This window comes from Agathobaculum desmolans ATCC 43058 (assembly GCF_000701665.1).
Classification (GTDB): domain Bacteria; phylum Bacillota; class Clostridia; order Oscillospirales; family Butyricicoccaceae; genus Agathobaculum; species Agathobaculum desmolans.
The window spans coordinates 1-15,610 of sequence record NZ_JNJN01000029.1; the positions used below are offsets into that span (position 1 = coordinate 1).

At 45.1% G+C, this 15,610-nt stretch carries 16 protein-coding genes; 2 read left to right on the forward strand and 14 right to left on the reverse strand.

The features are described 5' to 3' along the window. Positions 1-193: helix-turn-helix domain-containing protein (locus tag T363_RS15585; protein ID WP_161645956.1), on the reverse strand; the 193-nt coding region annotated here is incomplete at its 3' end. A 125-nt stretch (positions 194-318) separates the two neighbouring features. Between T363_RS15585 and T363_RS0108460 the strand changes: the two genes are divergently transcribed. Then, positions 319-1,248, forward strand: coding sequence for an IS3 family transposase (locus tag T363_RS0108460; protein WP_278247007.1), 930 nt, complete (start codon positions 319-321; stop codon positions 1,246-1,248). A 179-nt stretch (positions 1,249-1,427) separates the two neighbouring features. Beyond that, positions 1,428-2,618: an IS256 family transposase gene (locus T363_RS0108465; RefSeq protein ID WP_031475077.1), complete on the forward strand. Its 1,191-nt coding sequence runs from the start codon at positions 1,428-1,430 to the stop codon at positions 2,616-2,618. Positions 2,619-3,078: 460 nt separating this feature from the next. Here the strand turns inward: T363_RS0108465 and T363_RS0108470 are convergent, their stop codons facing one another. The 13 genes from T363_RS0108470 to T363_RS0108530 all read right to left on the reverse strand — a co-directional run bounded on the left by T363_RS0108470 (position 3,079) and on the right by T363_RS0108530 (position 15,604). Beyond that, on the reverse strand, positions 3,079-4,575 hold the full coding sequence (locus T363_RS0108470; protein WP_154658777.1) for a DUF6056 family protein: 1,497 nt from the start codon (positions 4,573-4,575) through the stop codon (positions 3,079-3,081). Continuing rightward, on the reverse strand, positions 4,553-5,542 hold the full coding sequence (locus T363_RS0108475) for a glycosyltransferase family 2 protein (protein ID WP_051643180.1): 990 nt from the start codon (positions 5,540-5,542) through the stop codon (positions 4,553-4,555). Before T363_RS0108475 ends, T363_RS0108470 begins: the two co-directional genes overlap by 23 nt. A 15-nt stretch (positions 5,543-5,557) precedes the next feature. Further along, positions 5,558-5,959, reverse strand: a complete 402-nt coding sequence (locus T363_RS0108480) for a GtrA family protein (RefSeq protein ID WP_031475080.1) — start codon at positions 5,957-5,959, stop codon at positions 5,558-5,560. Beyond that, positions 5,956-6,855, reverse strand: coding sequence for an NAD-dependent epimerase/dehydratase family protein (locus T363_RS0108485; protein WP_031475081.1), 900 nt, complete (start codon positions 6,853-6,855; stop codon positions 5,956-5,958). The genes T363_RS0108480 and T363_RS0108485 overlap by 4 nt, the downstream gene beginning before the upstream one ends. Beyond that, entirely contained in the window at positions 6,852-7,781 is a 930-nt protein-coding gene (locus T363_RS0108490) for a transketolase family protein (protein WP_031475082.1), read from the reverse strand. Before T363_RS0108490 ends, T363_RS0108485 begins: the two co-directional genes overlap by 4 nt. Further along, entirely contained in the window at positions 7,774-8,589 is an 816-nt protein-coding gene (locus T363_RS0108495; RefSeq protein ID WP_031475083.1) for a transketolase, read from the reverse strand. The genes T363_RS0108490 and T363_RS0108495 overlap by 8 nt, the downstream gene beginning before the upstream one ends. A 23-nt stretch (positions 8,590-8,612) precedes the next feature. After that, positions 8,613-9,950 carry a lipopolysaccharide biosynthesis protein RfbH gene (rfbH, locus tag T363_RS0108500; RefSeq protein WP_031475084.1) on the reverse strand — a complete coding sequence of 446 codons (1,338 nt, stop codon included), beginning with the start codon at positions 9,948-9,950 and terminating at the stop codon, positions 8,613-8,615. A gap of 3 nt (positions 9,951-9,953) precedes the next feature. Then, positions 9,954-11,018: a CDP-glucose 4,6-dehydratase gene (gene rfbG, locus T363_RS0108505; protein ID WP_031475085.1), complete on the reverse strand. Its 1,065-nt coding sequence runs from the start codon at positions 11,016-11,018 to the stop codon at positions 9,954-9,956. After that, on the reverse strand, positions 11,006-11,788 hold the full coding sequence (gene rfbF, locus T363_RS0108510) for a glucose-1-phosphate cytidylyltransferase (RefSeq protein WP_031475086.1): 783 nt from the start codon (positions 11,786-11,788) through the stop codon (positions 11,006-11,008). Before rfbF ends, rfbG begins: the two co-directional genes overlap by 13 nt. Before the next feature lie 46 nt (positions 11,789-11,834). After that, positions 11,835-13,439, reverse strand: a complete 1,605-nt coding sequence (locus tag T363_RS0108515; RefSeq protein ID WP_031475087.1) for a glucosyltransferase domain-containing protein — start codon at positions 13,437-13,439, stop codon at positions 11,835-11,837. 61 nt (positions 13,440-13,500) lie between these two features. Next, positions 13,501-14,595 (reverse strand): DegT/DnrJ/EryC1/StrS family aminotransferase, encoded by a 1,095-nt coding sequence (locus T363_RS0108520; RefSeq protein WP_031475088.1) that lies wholly within the window; start codon positions 14,593-14,595, stop codon positions 13,501-13,503. A 3-nt stretch (positions 14,596-14,598) separates the two neighbouring features. Then, the gene (locus T363_RS0108525) at positions 14,599-15,051 is read right to left on the reverse strand and encodes a sugar 3,4-ketoisomerase (protein WP_407919072.1); all 453 of its coding nucleotides are present in this window, start codon (positions 15,049-15,051) and stop codon (positions 14,599-14,601) included. Beyond that, positions 15,041-15,604, reverse strand: a complete 564-nt coding sequence (locus tag T363_RS0108530; protein ID WP_078096978.1) for a GNAT family N-acetyltransferase — start codon at positions 15,602-15,604, stop codon at positions 15,041-15,043. The genes T363_RS0108525 and T363_RS0108530 overlap by 11 nt, the downstream gene beginning before the upstream one ends. Positions 15,605-15,610 lie beyond the last annotated feature (6 nt).

The following is a 15,610-nucleotide window of genomic DNA, read 5'->3' on the forward strand; positions in this document are numbered from 1 at the left end:
GGCAAGAGCGATACAAGATACAGTCATTCTTGTCATCCCGAAAGCGCTGCACGAAAACCCGGTGACTTTTGACCTCACGTGAGATTGTGGTAGCGGAACGGTTGAGTTGTTTGGCGATTTCAGCGAAGGACTTTTCATGAACCAGAGCGCGCTCAATAAAGGCACGCTCAGACAGAGATAAATGTTTTGCCATAATTGCCGTCCTTTCCGCCGGCGGGCAGTCCAGAACTATTATACAAAACATCTCTGTAAATCTAAATGCAAGTATTTTGAGCAAGAGTACAAGAAAAACTTGCGTTTAGTTTTTCAATTAACCTTCTGAAAGAAACAATCGATGTACTAAAAAAAGACCAAGGCATCAACAAGACTCCGTTAAGCAACGGGGAAAAGGCAGTGATTGCTGATGCCTTAAAAACAAAATATCCACTGCTGCTATTGCTCAAAAAGCTTATAATGGCCAAAAGCAGCTATTATTATCAAAAGAAGCGCTTATGCTTTGCAGAAAAACACAAAGATGATTGTCAAGTTGTTACATCCATATTCCGCAATAATAAAGAAAGATACGGGTACCGTAGAATCAAAGTTGTTTTAAATCGAGAAGGCTATATTCTTTCTGAAAAGGTGATTCGCCGAATCATGCGTGAAAAGGGATTGCTTGTGAAGGGCAGAAGTGCAAGAAAATACTGCTCTTACAAAGGAGAAATTAGTCCTGAGGTGCCAAATGTAATTCAGCGAAATTTCAAGGCTGACAAGCCAAACCAGAAATGGCTAACCGATGTAACTGAGTTTTCAATACCAGCAGGAAAGGTATATCTCTCTCCTGTTATCGACTGCTATGATGGTATGCCAGTAGCATGGAATATTAGCTGTAAACCAGATGCACAATTGGTAAATACCATGCTTGATCGTGCAACCCACTCTCTTCCGCAGGACGCACACCCAATTCTTCATTCAGATAGAGGCTGCCATTACCAATGGCCTGGCTGGATTAAGCGGGTCGAAGATGCTGGGCTCACCAGATCGATGTCGAGGAAAGGATGTTCGCCAGACAATTCAGCTTGTGATGGATTCTTCGGATGGATGAAGAACGAGATGTTCTATGGTCGTTCGTGGCAAGGTGTCACACTGGAGAATTTCATGCGGCAAATTGAAGCGTACATGGTTTGGTATCGGGATGAGCGAATTAAGCTATCTCTCGGCGGATTGAGCCCGGCAGAATTCAGAAGTAAAATGGGGATTGCCATTTAGTCCAATAAAATGTCCGCAGCCCCTTATCTGTACGCCATCCTTCTGTTCATCTGAATACATTCCCAAAGACAAGGTACAATAATTTTCGCAAATTGAAAAGAAGATAAAAAGGGACATGGTTTGCAGCGCTCTGGTAGAATGAAGTCGCGACACACCATTCTGAAAGGAGACAGCAAACCATGTCCGAGAAGATTGTACAGCTAAACGAAGAAGTAATCAAGGGTCAGCTCAAGGAACTTGTACGCGGCAGCGTAGAGGAAACACTCAACGAGCTTCTGGAGACCGAGGCAGAGAAGCTGACCCAAGCTGCCCGGTACGAGCGTAACAAGCAGCGCCAAGGCTACCGCAGCGGCCACTACAGTCGCAACCTTACTACGACTTCTGGAGACGTTACTCTCAAGGTGCCAAAACTCAAGGGAATCTCCTTCGAGACTGCTATTATTGAGCGGTATCGCCGCCGGGAGAGCAGTGTAGAAGAGGCTCTTATTGAAATGTACCTGGCCGGCGTATCTGTCCGGCGTGTGGAGGATATTACTGAGGCCCTGTGGGGTAGCAAAGTCTCTCCTTCTACCATCAGTGAGTTGAACAAGAAAGCATATGTCCACATTGAGGATTGGCGGAACCGTCCTTTGCAAGGTGGGCGGTATCCGTATGTCTATGTGGATGGGATCTACCTGCGCCGCAACTGGGGCGGAGAGTTTGAGAATGTGGCCATTCTGGTGGCGATTGCGGTCAATGAGGATGGATATCGTGAGGTTCTGGGTGCCGCTGAGGGTATGAAAGAAGACAAGTCCAGCTGGGTCAGTTTCTTTCAGTGGCTGCGTGGCCGTGGCCTAGACGGCGTAAAACTCATCGTTGGCGACAAGTGTCTTGGTATGCTGGAAGCCGTGGGAGAGGTGTATCCTGAGGCCAAATACCAGCGGTGTACCGTCCACTTCTACCGCAATGTGTTCTCCGTTACGCCTCGCTCCAAGGTGAAGCTGGTGGCCAAGATGCTCAAGGCGATCCACGCCCAGGAGCGCAAGAAAGCCGCCCGTGAAAAGGCCAAAGCCGTGGTAGAAGAACTGCGTGCTATGAAACTGAAGGAAGGCGCCAAGAAGGCGGGGGATGGCATTGAGGAGACACTTACCTATTGCGATTTCCCCAGCGAACACTGGACTCGCATCCGCACTAATAATGTCATTGAGAGGCTGAACCGGGAGATCCGTCGCCGCACCCGCGTGGTAGGCAGTTTCCCGGACGGTAACTCTGCCCTTATGCTGGTCTGTGCCCGGCTGCGCCATGTGGCCGGTACCCAGTGGGGCAACAAGAAGTACATGAACATGAAGCACCTGAAGGCGACCCTTGAGGATACCTCCATTGCTGGATGACTTCATTCACGCCAGGGGCTGCAAACCAATTTGCGAAAAACTCTTGACACTACCTTCCCAAATCTCCTTTTCTGCATGTATTCAATCCAACTTTTTGTCCTCACCCCCCTACCTCAGGACAATGCGAAAGGGCTTGCCGCCTGCAATACACCGACAGCACGCCCTTTCAGCTGCTTAAACAATTTTCACTTTCCAATATTGTCTAACTTTTTGGGGGCACTTCACCTACAGGCTGCTGGCCGGGAAAAATTTATACTTTTTCACTGCCCTCTTGACAGGTAGCGGTTCATAGTATACGCGACTCATCTTTACTATACGGGAGTATTCTTTCATATTAGAGAGCCGACCGCAAGCCGGGGTAGGATTTGACGCTTACTCGCTTGCTAGGTCATTTACATTCTCAATAGCTTATTCAAGAGGAGTATGTAGCAGAAAGCCTATGAAAATATCATTCCATTCGTTATGACTCGGTCTGCAATCGCACACTTCTATTTCCGTAATAGTGCGCCATTTCAACATTCTTCCAGTCCGTCGGATCCTCGGTAATATCCAAATAAGTCAGCACCCACGGCTTCGCCGTTAATGCAGGCAATACCACATCTTCGTCTGGCGCATTGCGGCAGATTTCTGCACGCTCCAGCATCTGTGCATGATATGCCTGCGCTTCTCCTGTCGCCAGCGAATACGCTGCGCTCAAACCCGCGGGCATCCGTTCAAAAGCAAGACCGCCATCCTCGCCTTTGCCAACCGCAATCTGTCCGCCGCACGCCAGCGCGAACAACAGACAAAAGGCTGTAAAGACTGTGCCAAAGCGTTTTTCATATAGCATACCGATGCGTTGACCCAGCGGCTTGTCCGCAAACCGATGCGAAAACCACCCCATCAAATAGAACATCGCCCACAGCACGACCGGATAATAGCTGAAATAGATCAGATTGATGTTGCGCTCCGGAATCGCAAAGCCCAAAGCGTAAAAGCAAGGCATCCCAAGCGCCGCATATAATCCAAACAGCAACACCATCGCCCACACCGGATGCGAAAAATCAAACTCGCTCTTTTTCGCCAAGCGGTATACCAACGGTGCAATAAAAATCCACATCAGCAGCACCGGCACCGTGGTCGCATTTGCCATGCTGTATACTGCATAGATTACAGACACAACGAAGCCCTTTATCACGCTTGCCTCTCCAACGGTTTCCTGCCGCATGCCATTGCCCGGCGCAAGAACACTGACGAGCAGTGCTGCTGTCAGCAGCACAAGCACAATCAAACTAAACGCTGCATTCTGTCGTTGCCTTTTCCAAAACAGATAGACCACCAAAAGGAACAGCAACATGACGGAAACCAGTGCAATGGAGTAATTGCTACCACCGACAATCGGTGCCAGCAAAAGCGCCGGCACAAAGCACAGAAGACGCCTGCGTAGCATATCATGCCGCACCATTTGCAGCATCAAGCCATCCATCCACAGGCCGATCGCATAAAAAAAAGTGTAGGGAAACGCACCCGGGTGCCAGTAAAGCCCTTCGACAGGCTCATACATATATTGCACTGCCAGAAAAACCAACAGTAATGACACTATCCATCGAACATTCGCCGTTGCGCCCATATATGTTTTTAAAATCACTCGCATTAAATACAGCAGGCAGAGAAGTAGTACGGTCAAAACGATCACAGCGGTCAGGCCGTAATATTGTTCTCCAAAACTGGCGGGTTGAATATCCGCTAAAACATAAGAGAAGTTGCCCTGCCAATTCCAAAAACGGTTGACTACGTTATCCCATGCCGCCTGCCATGTAGCCAACACCGAATGAGTCTGTTGCCATGCAACGCCCGTCATTCCCAAATGCATGAAATCATCGGCTGTCGGAACCGCATATTGCGCGATCCAGTAAAGCGGAACAAACGATACCCCGACAATCACCGCCAATACCTTAGCGCATCGTGTTTTTATCATCCATCTCACCAATCACTGCAGTTTTGTTCTGATTTGCAAAATTGATTCGCTCCGATTCGATCACCAAGGGACGATTGATAACACGACTATTCATACTCATAATGTACTCCCCCAGCAGACCAATGAAAAACAACTGCAAACCACCAAAGAAGAACACACCAATAAGAATCGGCGCATTACCTGCCACAAACTTATCCCAAAAAAGTAGTTTCTGAATCAGATAAAACAATGCAATCAAAAAACTCAAACCTGAGATCAAAAAACCGCCGAAAGTCGCGGCACGCAAACCACCTTTGGTATAGCTGGTAAAACTGAGCATAGCCGCATCGAATAGGGAAAAAAAGTTGTTTGATGTTTTCCCTGCTCGCCTTTTCTGCTGCTCATAGGGTATCTCCAGATGATCTGGCGCATATTCTGCCACGATGCCGCGCAGAAACGGGGTTGGATCGTGCAAGTTACGCAGAACCTCGATAAAACTCTTATCATAAAGCCCAAAACCCGTAAAGTGCTCGATCTGTTCTACCGAACTCATTGCACGGATAGTCTTATAATATATGCTCCGCAGCCAGTATATCAAATGGTTTTCCTTACTGGTCGTCTTGATCATACTAATAACCTTATGTCCCTTTTCCCATTCGTGTACCATTTTAGGAATCAATTCGACCGGGTCCTGAAAGTCGCAGCACAGCAAAATGGTACAGTCACCTGTGGTTTGGCACATGCCATAATAGGGACTGTTGAATTGACCAAAATTTTTCATATTGAAAATCGCCTTGACATCAGGATCTTCTGCACACAATTCCCGCAGAAGGCACCGTGTATTATCCTTGGACTTATTGTCAATAAACAATATCTCATACTGATACTGTGGCAGTTCTTCACGCAACACCTTACGCACAGCATCGCAGATTGGTCTGACGTTCTCCTCTTCATTATAACAGGGAATCACAATCGAAATGGTTTTCATTTTATACACCCTAACTTATTGAAACGCCCAAAATTTATTGAGCAGAAAATTCAGCGGGATCGTAACGAGCAGATTAACAAGCGGACTGATAATCGATGACCATCCCCAGATATCAACTTCCAAATACAGCAATAATGTGCTCAAGAGAAAAGTGGCACCATAGCTTAGATATATCTTCCCCAATTTCCTGAGCATAGACCACACATCGGTCTGATCATCCGTAAACACATATTTATTATTCCAATAGAACGCATTGGCCACACTTACAACCCAACCGACAACATTACCCAACAGATACCACGCCGGATTGATCCACAGGACAACATAATATACGGCAAGTGAAACTAGCGTATTAGACACGCCAACAATCCCAAATTTGATAAATTGCAGCACTACACTTCGGCTAACTTTTTTCATCCGCGATTCTCCTGTTGCAACGCCCGCAAAACCACACGAATGCCATCAGCAAAACAAGTCTTAGGCGTCCACTGCAGTTCGGTTTTCAGTTTTGTAACATCCGGCCAAAGCGACACCATTCCGCTTTTCTGATAAGGAATCGCTCCAAACTGCAAATCACTATGAGTTCCTGTAATCTTCGCCATCTCCAGAACATAATCCTTCAACTGGCGCACGTCGCCGCTACCAAAATTATAAACGCCATTGGCGCATTTTAGTGTTCCCAGTTTCACCAATGCGTCAACCGCATCGTCGATATATAGAAAATCCCACATCTGCACACCTGCGGTCAAGCGGCACGGTTGATTTTCTAACATCGCCGTAAGCGTACTGATAACCATCGTACCCGCAAAATCACCCGGCCCATACAAACTGAAAAAGCGTGGCTCCTTATACGCCACCCCCGCTTTTTCGCAGGCTGTCTGTACCTGCTCGTAAAACGCCAATTTTGCTTTACCGTATTCTGTGTTGGGGGCGCAAGGAGTTTGCTCCGTGATTTGATCAGTGCAGGGACCATATTCCGCCTGCGATCCTGCCGTAATGACGCATTCACAGCCCGCTTCCAGCATGGCATGCAGGCCGTTGACCGAACAGCGAAGGTTGTCATCTTGGCGGGCGCGATCCATCCGTGTCCTGCCTCGCGTACCGCTCCATGCAAGATGGAAAAAGCAGTCGCAGCCCCCCGTCAGCTCACCCAATCGATGGTACTCCTCCATCGGCAGATAGAGCTGCGTCATACCTTCATCGCACGGAAACGGTCTGCGCGAAACCTGCACAATATCCCATCCCTCTCGGCGCAAAGCATCGGACAGCTTTTTCCCGATAAAACTATTAGCACCTGTGATAACAACTTTCACGATCGCATCCCCATTACTGTTAAAATCTTTTCCTCAATTTTTTGCGCGCTAAGGCCGTAGTAATCACGCAAATAATCATGGCTTCCCACAATGCTAGAATATTGATCCTGCATACCAATCCGAAACAGACGCGCGCGATTGTCTGGCATTGAGGCTAACACTTCAGCAACTGCGCTGCCCAATCCGCCAATCACATTATGTTCTTCTACCGTAAACACCCATTTATACTGCTTCCCACAATTCCAAACAACCTGCTCATCAATTGGTTTAATGGATAAAATGCTATTGACTTTAACAGATACACCTTTTTTACCTAGTGCATCTGCCGCTGTTATGACCTCTGACAAAATTGCCCCTGTCGCGAAAATACATGCATCCGATCCATCTTTGATTTCTTGTGCATCATATACATTTTCAACCGGCATATCCGCATGAATATTCTGCTCTCTTCCCTTACCTAAGCGGACATAGGCTGGTCCCTTCAAGCGATGAACTTCCTCCAAAACTGCAATTGCCTCCTGCGGATCAGCAGGTGAAAACACCTTCATATTAGGCAAAGCGCACATAATTGCAATATCCTCTGTTGCATGATGGCTCATGCCCAATTGACCATAGGATAAACCTGCTCCAACAGATACAACCTTAACATTTGCATTATGATAGCAAACATCATTTCGAATTTGTTCAAGGCATCTCATCGTCGGAAAATTACCAATGGAATAAATGTATACCGAATTTCCTTCCAGAGCAATTCCTGCAGCAACAGCCACCATATTTTGTTCACTTATTCCCGCATTGATAAAACGTTCTGGAAATTTCTGAGCAAACCCATCCAATACACCAAATCCTAAATCACCTGTCATAAGAAACAGATGATCATCGTTTTCCGCCAGTTTTTCCAGCCCGGATACAAAAGTATTACGCATAAATATCTTCTGCCCCCAGTTCCTGCATTGCCTTGATATACGCATCCCCTTGTGGGTCTCGATAATGCCACAGCAAGTTGTTCTCCATAAAAGAGACTCCTTTGCCTTTAACCGTATTGGCAATGATACAAGTTGGCAACTCATCATCTGTGGACTGTAATGCCTTTCTCAACTGATCGTGATTATTCCCATTCTCTACCGAGATCACATGCCAGCCAAACGCTTTCCATTTCTCAGCTAGATCGCCCAGGTTCATCACAGCTTCACACGTACCCATCGCCTGCATTTTATTATGATCTACAATAACTGTTAAATTTCCTAAGCGATATTGTTGAGCAAACAGTGCAGTCTCCCACACAGCACCTTCATCACATTCACCATCTCCAACAATAGCGTACACTCGATGCTTTTTGCATGATCTTTTTGCCGCGAAAGCCATTCCTACCGCCACACATACCCCATGCCCTAAACTGCCAGTTGACAGTTCAACCCCTGGCACACCTTTGTGGGAAACATGTCCAGAAAAAACACTGCCGTCCGAATAATATTGATCCAAGCGCTCCAATTCAAAAAAGCCCATCTCTGCTAATGTTGCATAAATAGCAACGCCTGCATGCCCTTTGCTTAACACTAATCTATCGCGCTCTGGCATATTCGGGTTCTGCGGATTAATATGCATTATATCATGGTACAACACTGTCAGAATATCCACTACCGACAGAGCTGATGCGATATGCGAAGCATGATGCTCATGTACCATACGCACGGCATCAATACGCACTCTACGCGCCAATTCCTGACTATTCATTCCGTCCATCCTCCCCAGCAACATCAGAGTGCTTCTTGAATCGTTTTCGCCATATAGTCGATCATCTCATCGGTCATGCCGGGATACACGCCGACCCAGAACGTATCACGCATAATGCGATCGGTATTCTCCAGTGTGCCAACCACACGGTATCCTTCCCCAGATTTCCGCATCTCGTCAAAACACGGATGCTTAATCAGATTGCCGGAGAACAGCATACGGGTCTGCACGCCCTTCTCTTCAATATAGCGAACCACTTTTTCACGGTTCACACCTTCGCGTACGGTCAACAAGAATCCAAACCAACTCGGGTCGCTGTTCGGCGCAGGCTCAGGAAGGATCAGCTTGTCCTGCACATCCTCCAGTGCCGCACGCAGACGTGCCCAGTTATGTTTGCGGCGCTCCACAAAAGAGGGGAACTTCTTCATCTGCTCGCAACCAATAGCTGCCTGCATATCCGTCACCTTCAAGTTGTAGCCGAAATGGCTGTAGACATATTTATGATCGTAACCATGCGGCAGTTCACCGTATTGACCGTCAAAACGGTGACCACAAATGTTATCCCGACCAGACGGACACATGCAGTCGCGCCCCCAGTCACGGTAGGAATTGATCAGGCGATGCAGTAACGGATCATTTGTGTATACACAGCCGCCCTCGCCCATTGTCATATGATGCGGCGGGTAGAAGCTGGATGTGCCGATATCGCCAATCGTACCTGTCAAGCGCTTTTCGCCATTGAGCATATAGGTGCTGCCCAGCGCATCACAGTTATCTTCTACCAGCCAAAGGTTATACTTATCACAAAATGCCTTGATCGCAGCCAAATCGAACGGATTGCCCAGCGTATGTGCCACCATGACTGCTTTCGTCTTTGCGCTCCGCGCTTCTTCCAATTTGCTGACATCAATATTATACTGCGGAATTGTTACATCAACAAATACCGGCACTGCACCATACTGGATAACCGGTGTAACGGTTGTCGGGAAACCCGCAGCAACCGTAATCACTTCATCGCCGCGCTTAATGCGGCGCTCACCCAGTTCCGGCGCCGTCAATGCAGAAAAGGCAATCAAATTTGCAGAAGACCCGCTGTTTACCAAGCTTGCATACTTTACACCAAGCCAGTCGGCAAATTCTTTTTCAAACCGATCTGCAAAGCGACCAGTGGTAAGCCAGAAATCCAACGAGGCATCTACCAAGCTGCACATTTCCTTTTCATCAAACACACGCGCCGCATAAGTGATACGGTCGCCCGGTTCAAACGGCTTTTTTGCAGCTTTGTACTTCTGATAATATTGCGCTACGGCACTGAGAATATCTTCTCGCGCTTCCTGTTCACTTGTCCAATTTCGATTCATTGGTTATGCCTCCAAGTATTCCTTGATCTGTCGATCCATCTCATTTAGGATATCGCCGCCCTGCATCCAAACTTTCGTCCATTCAACCGTCTTTTCAATCGCCTCGCGAATATGCCAACGCGGATTCCAGCCCAATGTCGCTTTAATCTTGGAGCAGTCCAACTTCAGGAAATTAGCCTCGTGCGGACCGCCATCCCAGCGGTTTTCCCATGCCATTCCTTGTCCCCATACATCACAGAACAAATCCACCAAATCTCCTGTAGTCACACAATCACAGTCATCTGGTCCTACATTATAATAACCCGCCATGGTATCATCTTCATACTGCTTTTGTGCAATCATCAAGTATGCCATGACCGGCTCTAAAACATGCTGATAAGGTCTTGTCGAATGTGGATTGCGCACCACAATCGCCTCACCCTTTCCCGCAGCCCGGATACAATCCGGGATAATGCGGTCACGCGCAAAATCACCACCGCCGATCACATTACCTGCGCGGGCGGTTGAAATTGCAGTTTTACCATCGGCAAAAAAGCTGTTCTTATAACTGTGCGTCACCAATTCTGAGCAGGATTTAGAATTAGAGTACGGATCATAACCGTCCAACGCATCCTCCTCACGGTATCCCCAACACCATTCGTTGTTTAGATACACTTTGTCTGTGGTAATGTTTACCACAGACTTTACAGGTACCTGTAAAGTCCGCACGCATTCTAAAAGATTGACTGTTCCCATCACGTTGGTTTCATAAGTATATACAGGCTGCTCATAACCGGTGCGAACAATTGGCTGTGCCGCAAGATGCAGTACAATTTCCGGCTGCGCTGCGTCAAATACCCGCTTGAGATGATCGAAATCCCGTATATCGCCGATAACGCTTGTCATGTTTTCTGCAACACCAGACAGGTAAAACAGATTCGGCTCTGTCGGCGGTTCAAAGGAATAGCCAGTTACTATGGCACCAGCACCTATCAATACGCGACTCATCCAAGCACCTTTAAAACCAGTATGTCCGGTCAAGAAAACACGTTTTCCCTTGTAGAAACTCAAATCCATCAGTCTTCCCATACCTTCCACGGAGCTTGTCCACTTACCCACATTTTTTCTAATGCTTCTTTTTCTCGTACCGTATCCATACACTGCCAGAAACCCTCATGCTTATAGGCCATCAGCTGTCCTAGCTTGGCAACCCGTTCCAGCGGTGCACGTTCCAATACCGTGCTGTCTCCATCAATGTAATCCAAAAATTCTGGCTGGCAAACCATGAAGCCAATATTGATCATATTGCCATCGCCCTGTGTCTTTTCGCGGAATTCTCTGATTGCGCCACTATCAGCAATATCCAGCACGCCAAAACGCTGCCCTGCATTATATGCAGACATTGTGACCATCTTACCATGACTCTTGTGAAATTTGAGTAATTCTGTAATGTTCAGATCAGAAACCCCATCACCATAAGTCAGCATAAACGGTTCAGCACCGATATAATCTTTTACACGCTTGACACGGCCACCGGTCATGGTGTTTAAGCCAGTATCTACAACCGTGACCTTCCAAGGCTCAGATGTATTGTGATGTACAATCATCTCATTTTTACCATTAGTAAAGTCATAGGTAATATCCGAAGTATGGAGAAAATAATCAGCAAAGTATTCCTTGATAACGTGCTGCTTATATCCTGCGCAGATGATAAATTCATTGAAGCCGTACGCGGAGTATAGCTTCATAATATGCCATATAATAGGCATACCGCCTAAGTCTACCATGGGCTTGGGTTTGAATTGGCTTTCTTCGGAAATTCGAGTGCCAAAGCCGCCGGCTAAAATCACTACTTTCATAGCTTCTATTCTCCTTCGGTCAAAACTGCATTTACGACTTGTTGAATTATTGTCCCAACCGTACAACAATATTTCCATCCAGAAATTGAATCGAACCGTAGTTGGGATAAATCGGCATCTTCTGAATCTCATTTAAATGCTTTTGAGAAAATTCTTCCGAATTCCCCAATAGCATATCGGGGGCAATGTAGGTTTGAATATATGCACCTAAAATTCCCGCAGAATAAATTATGTCCGCCGCTGTGTATAGTGCCATTCCTTGAGTATGGAGACCATCTAATGTCATCCCCAAGCCACTTTGTGTCTTCAAATAGGGGTAGGGCGTTTCACCAACAAATACTATAGGTGTTTCCGTTGTAAACTCTTTTTGCTCCTGAATCTGCGCTACAAGCGCAGTTGATTTTAGATGAATATTCTGGTTTTCAACTTGAATCTTTTGATATGCCTGATTATTTTTCACAAACCATACTCCCACTGGCACAATCATACTGAATGCGACACATACTGATAGCGCTTTTACAAAATAGCGTTTCTGCTCCGTTTGCAAGATCTGCTCTAAAAAAATTGGTGCACTTATGAATATCATCGTAAACGGATATACTGTAATATAGTAAAAAGAACTATTTCTACTTAAAATACCTACCAAATTAATAGACAGCGGCAAGCATACAATAACTAAGATTGCAATCAAACATACGCGCAATGGCTCTTGGAACAATTTTCTCTTCCGAAGCAAAAGAATAATCAGAATTAGGTTGATAACCACCACAAAGGTGTATACCGCCGAAACAAAGTGACTATAGGTGCCTAATACATCTTTGAAAATAAAATTTACAACATCTTTATAAGCTTGCACTGCAGATTGTATCAAAACTGCCGGCGCTAAATTGCTCGACATATTATTAATGCCCTTATAATCTGTAAGTACTTGTCCTGCTAATTGCAATTTCATTTGTAAAACAGCATAATATATGCCAAGAGCCACTATGATCTGACCAATGAATCGGAATCCCATTTGTATGACAGTGCGACATTTTTTTTGAGGGTTCAAGAGGCAAGATACACTGTATAAAACCAAAATAGAAACTGCAAATCCAACATACGCCTGATATGCTGCAACTGATAAAGTAAGAAGCGCAATCCCTAAGAAATTTAAAAACACATCTCGCTTAATCATAAAATACGCCGAAACCACTGCTAACAGTGCTGTTAGCATAAAATAGTCACAGGCATTATAAAGCATAGTAGTTGCCACTGAAGGAAAAGCAGCAAATACGGCTCCTACAAGATAAGAATAGTATTTTGATTGAACACCAAAAATGGAGCATATCAGACCACTAATGCAAGCAATTGCTGCTATGCCAACAATGCTCCCAACATAATACATAATGACAGGGCCTTGATACGACATTAAAGGTGTTACAAACCATTTTCCCTGCGATAAGAGCCAATCCATATTTGTGCCATACAGAACCAAAGCATCATGGTTGAATAGCAGATTTGATAGTTTCACAAAGTGAACTAATACACCCGTGAGCATGGCAGAAATAAATGCGCTCTTGAAGCATATATTTCCAATTGTCTCTTTCAAAAGGTCATGCAAATAGCATCCATGTTTTTTTCTACCCCGTTTCATTTTCTGATTATACATTTTAGCCCCTCACATTCATGAAAGTGTTCTGAATATAAAGATTTAATAAAGCATTCCCTTCCTAATAGCAGTTCATAATTTCACAAACATATTCGATTTCTCTTTCAGTCATTCCAATATATAGAGGCAGACTTAATACGCTCTCCGCAATCTCCTCCGAAATAGGAAACGAACCCTTGCCATATCCCAAATACTGCATACTTTTTTGAAGGTGCATCGGAATAGGGTAATGAATCTGAGTATGTATCCCTTTTTCTTCCAAATACGCCTGCAAATGATCTCTCTTCGGGCAACGAATCACGAAAAGATGCCACACATGTTCACGCCCAGATCCTATTTTCGGTAATATCAATTTAGAATTTTCAATATTTTGTAAATAGGTTTTTGCAATTGCTTGGCGTTCTTCTGTCCACTTTTCCAAATGATGTAGCTTAATTCTCAAAAATGAAGCTTGTATTTCATCCAATCGCGAATTAATTCCTGCTAAATCATGAACATACTTAACTTTTGATCCATAACATCCAAGTTCATGAATCCGCTCTGCTATCTCTTCACGATTAGTAACAACAGCGCCACCATCGCCCAAAGCCCCCAAATTCTTGCCCGGATAAAAGCTAAAAGCAGCTACATCTCCTAATGTTCCTGTACGTTTTCCATGAAAAGTGGCCCCATGAGCTTGCGCGGCATCTTCAATAACCCAAAGGTTATGCTCCTTTGCAATATGGGAAATGGCTGTCATATCAGCAGTTTGCCCGTAAAGCTGTACAGCAATAATGGCTTTGGTTTTTTCTGTAATCATAGGCTCAATTTTAAATGGATCAATTGTAAACGTATCAGCACACACATCGCACAAGACAGGTTTTGCTCCTGCGTACTTTACAGCAAGGGCCGTGGCGATAAATGTGTGCGCTGGTACAATCACTTCATCCCCTTCTCCGATTCCTAGAGCCTGCAAAGACAAAGAAATTGCATCCAGACCATTGCCTACACCGACACCAAAGGAGGCTCCGCAATACTGGGCAAACTCTTTTTCGAACTTTTTGTATTCCGTACCCTGAATAAACCATCCGTTATCATAACATTTCTCAAAAGCCTTCATCATTTCTGCACGAATCTGTTCATGCATATGATGAAATGTAGAAAACGGAATATCCATTATTTATTCCCTCATTTCAATTTTAGACTGAAAATATGATATAGCCTCTACTTCATAATCGTCATAGCACCGAATATAATCCAACTCACTATAGTGCTCACTTGCCAACACCATCAATACCGCACCATCCGAAAAATCGAACATTTCTCGCCAAACCATATGTCCGATAAACAACCCTTCTGCCGGATTGCTCAATTCAACTACTTGTTCCTCAAATGGTGTTTTTACTCTAATCTTCACACTACCATGCAAACAAATCAATACCTGTTCTAATTGGCGGTGAGAATGAAAGCCGCGTGTCATATCTCTTGGTACGCGTGTGATATAATACACACGGCGAATAGGAAATGGGATATCACCCTCTGCTTCGAGCGGCGTTAAATGTCCCAACTTACTGTCACCGATATCTCGAAACTGTATCATTCTTGTGTTGGGCAGCATTCTATTATTCTTCATAAATATGAATCTCATGCAGAAATGGATGTGTAGTATAAAATTGTTCTTTTGTCGCCATCAATTCACATTCATAGCCACCATTTTCAAACGGATGCTTTCCTGTAATCGTATAACCAAGCCGACGTGCACGCTTCATACTTGCTACATTATCCTCATGAATTCTGGCAACAATTTTTTCAAGCCCCAGCTTTTCAAAACCAATATATACTGTCATCAATTCGCTATAGAAGCCTAGCGATTTGCCGCGCGCATCGTCATCACCGATAATTGTTTTTCCGACTTCTGCTGTGTTCCCAACAAATTCGTAGAGTGATGCAGAACCGACAAGCCGTTTTAAGTCAACCGTTTCTTCGACCGAAAACGAAATAACATCCGGATCTTCCTGATTATTTTTATACCACTTTTCCTGCATTTCTGGTGTAATTTTTCCTACTGGAGTGAGATAACGCGATAACATCTCATTATTTCTCCAAATACGATAAAGTTCAATATCTTCATGCCACACAGGTCTAATTTTGCAGTTTTTATACTCAGCACAGTAACGATGCTTCATATCAAT

Bases quoted from the DNA above. Each gene is read 5' to 3' on its own strand.
- T363_RS0108495 (WP_031475083.1), bottom strand. From the start codon at position 8,589: ATGAATAGTCAGGAATTGGCGCGTAGAGTGCGTATTGATGCCGTGCGT.
- T363_RS0108470 (WP_154658777.1), bottom strand. From the start codon at position 4,575: ATGATAAAAACACGATGCGCTAAGGTATTGGCGGTGATTGTCGGGGTA.
- rfbG (WP_031475085.1), bottom strand. From the start codon at position 11,018: ATGGGAAGACTGATGGATTTGAGTTTCTACAAGGGAAAACGTGTTTTC.
- T363_RS0108465 (WP_031475077.1), top strand. From the start codon at position 1,428: ATGTCCGAGAAGATTGTACAGCTAAACGAAGAAGTAATCAAGGGTCAG.
- rfbH (WP_031475084.1), bottom strand. From the start codon at position 9,950: ATGAATCGAAATTGGACAAGTGAACAGGAAGCGCGAGAAGATATTCTC.
- T363_RS0108480 (WP_031475080.1), bottom strand. From the start codon at position 5,959: ATGAAAAAAGTTAGCCGAAGTGTAGTGCTGCAATTTATCAAATTTGGG.
- T363_RS0108490 (WP_031475082.1), bottom strand. From the start codon at position 7,781: ATGCGTAATACTTTTGTATCCGGGCTGGAAAAACTGGCGGAAAACGAT.
- T363_RS0108525 (WP_407919072.1), bottom strand. From the start codon at position 15,051: ATGAAGAATAATAGAATGCTGCCCAACACAAGAATGATACAGTTTCGA.
- rfbF (WP_031475086.1), bottom strand. From the start codon at position 11,788: ATGAAAGTAGTGATTTTAGCCGGCGGCTTTGGCACTCGAATTTCCGAA.
- T363_RS0108475 (WP_051643180.1), bottom strand. From the start codon at position 5,542: ATGAAAACCATTTCGATTGTGATTCCCTGTTATAATGAAGAGGAGAAC.
- T363_RS0108515 (WP_031475087.1), bottom strand. From the start codon at position 13,439: ATGTATAATCAGAAAATGAAACGGGGTAGAAAAAAACATGGATGCTAT.
- T363_RS0108530 (WP_078096978.1), bottom strand. From the start codon at position 15,604: ATGAAGCATCGTTACTGTGCTGAGTATAAAAACTGCAAAATTAGACCT.
- T363_RS0108520 (WP_031475088.1), bottom strand. From the start codon at position 14,595: ATGGATATTCCGTTTTCTACATTTCATCATATGCATGAACAGATTCGT.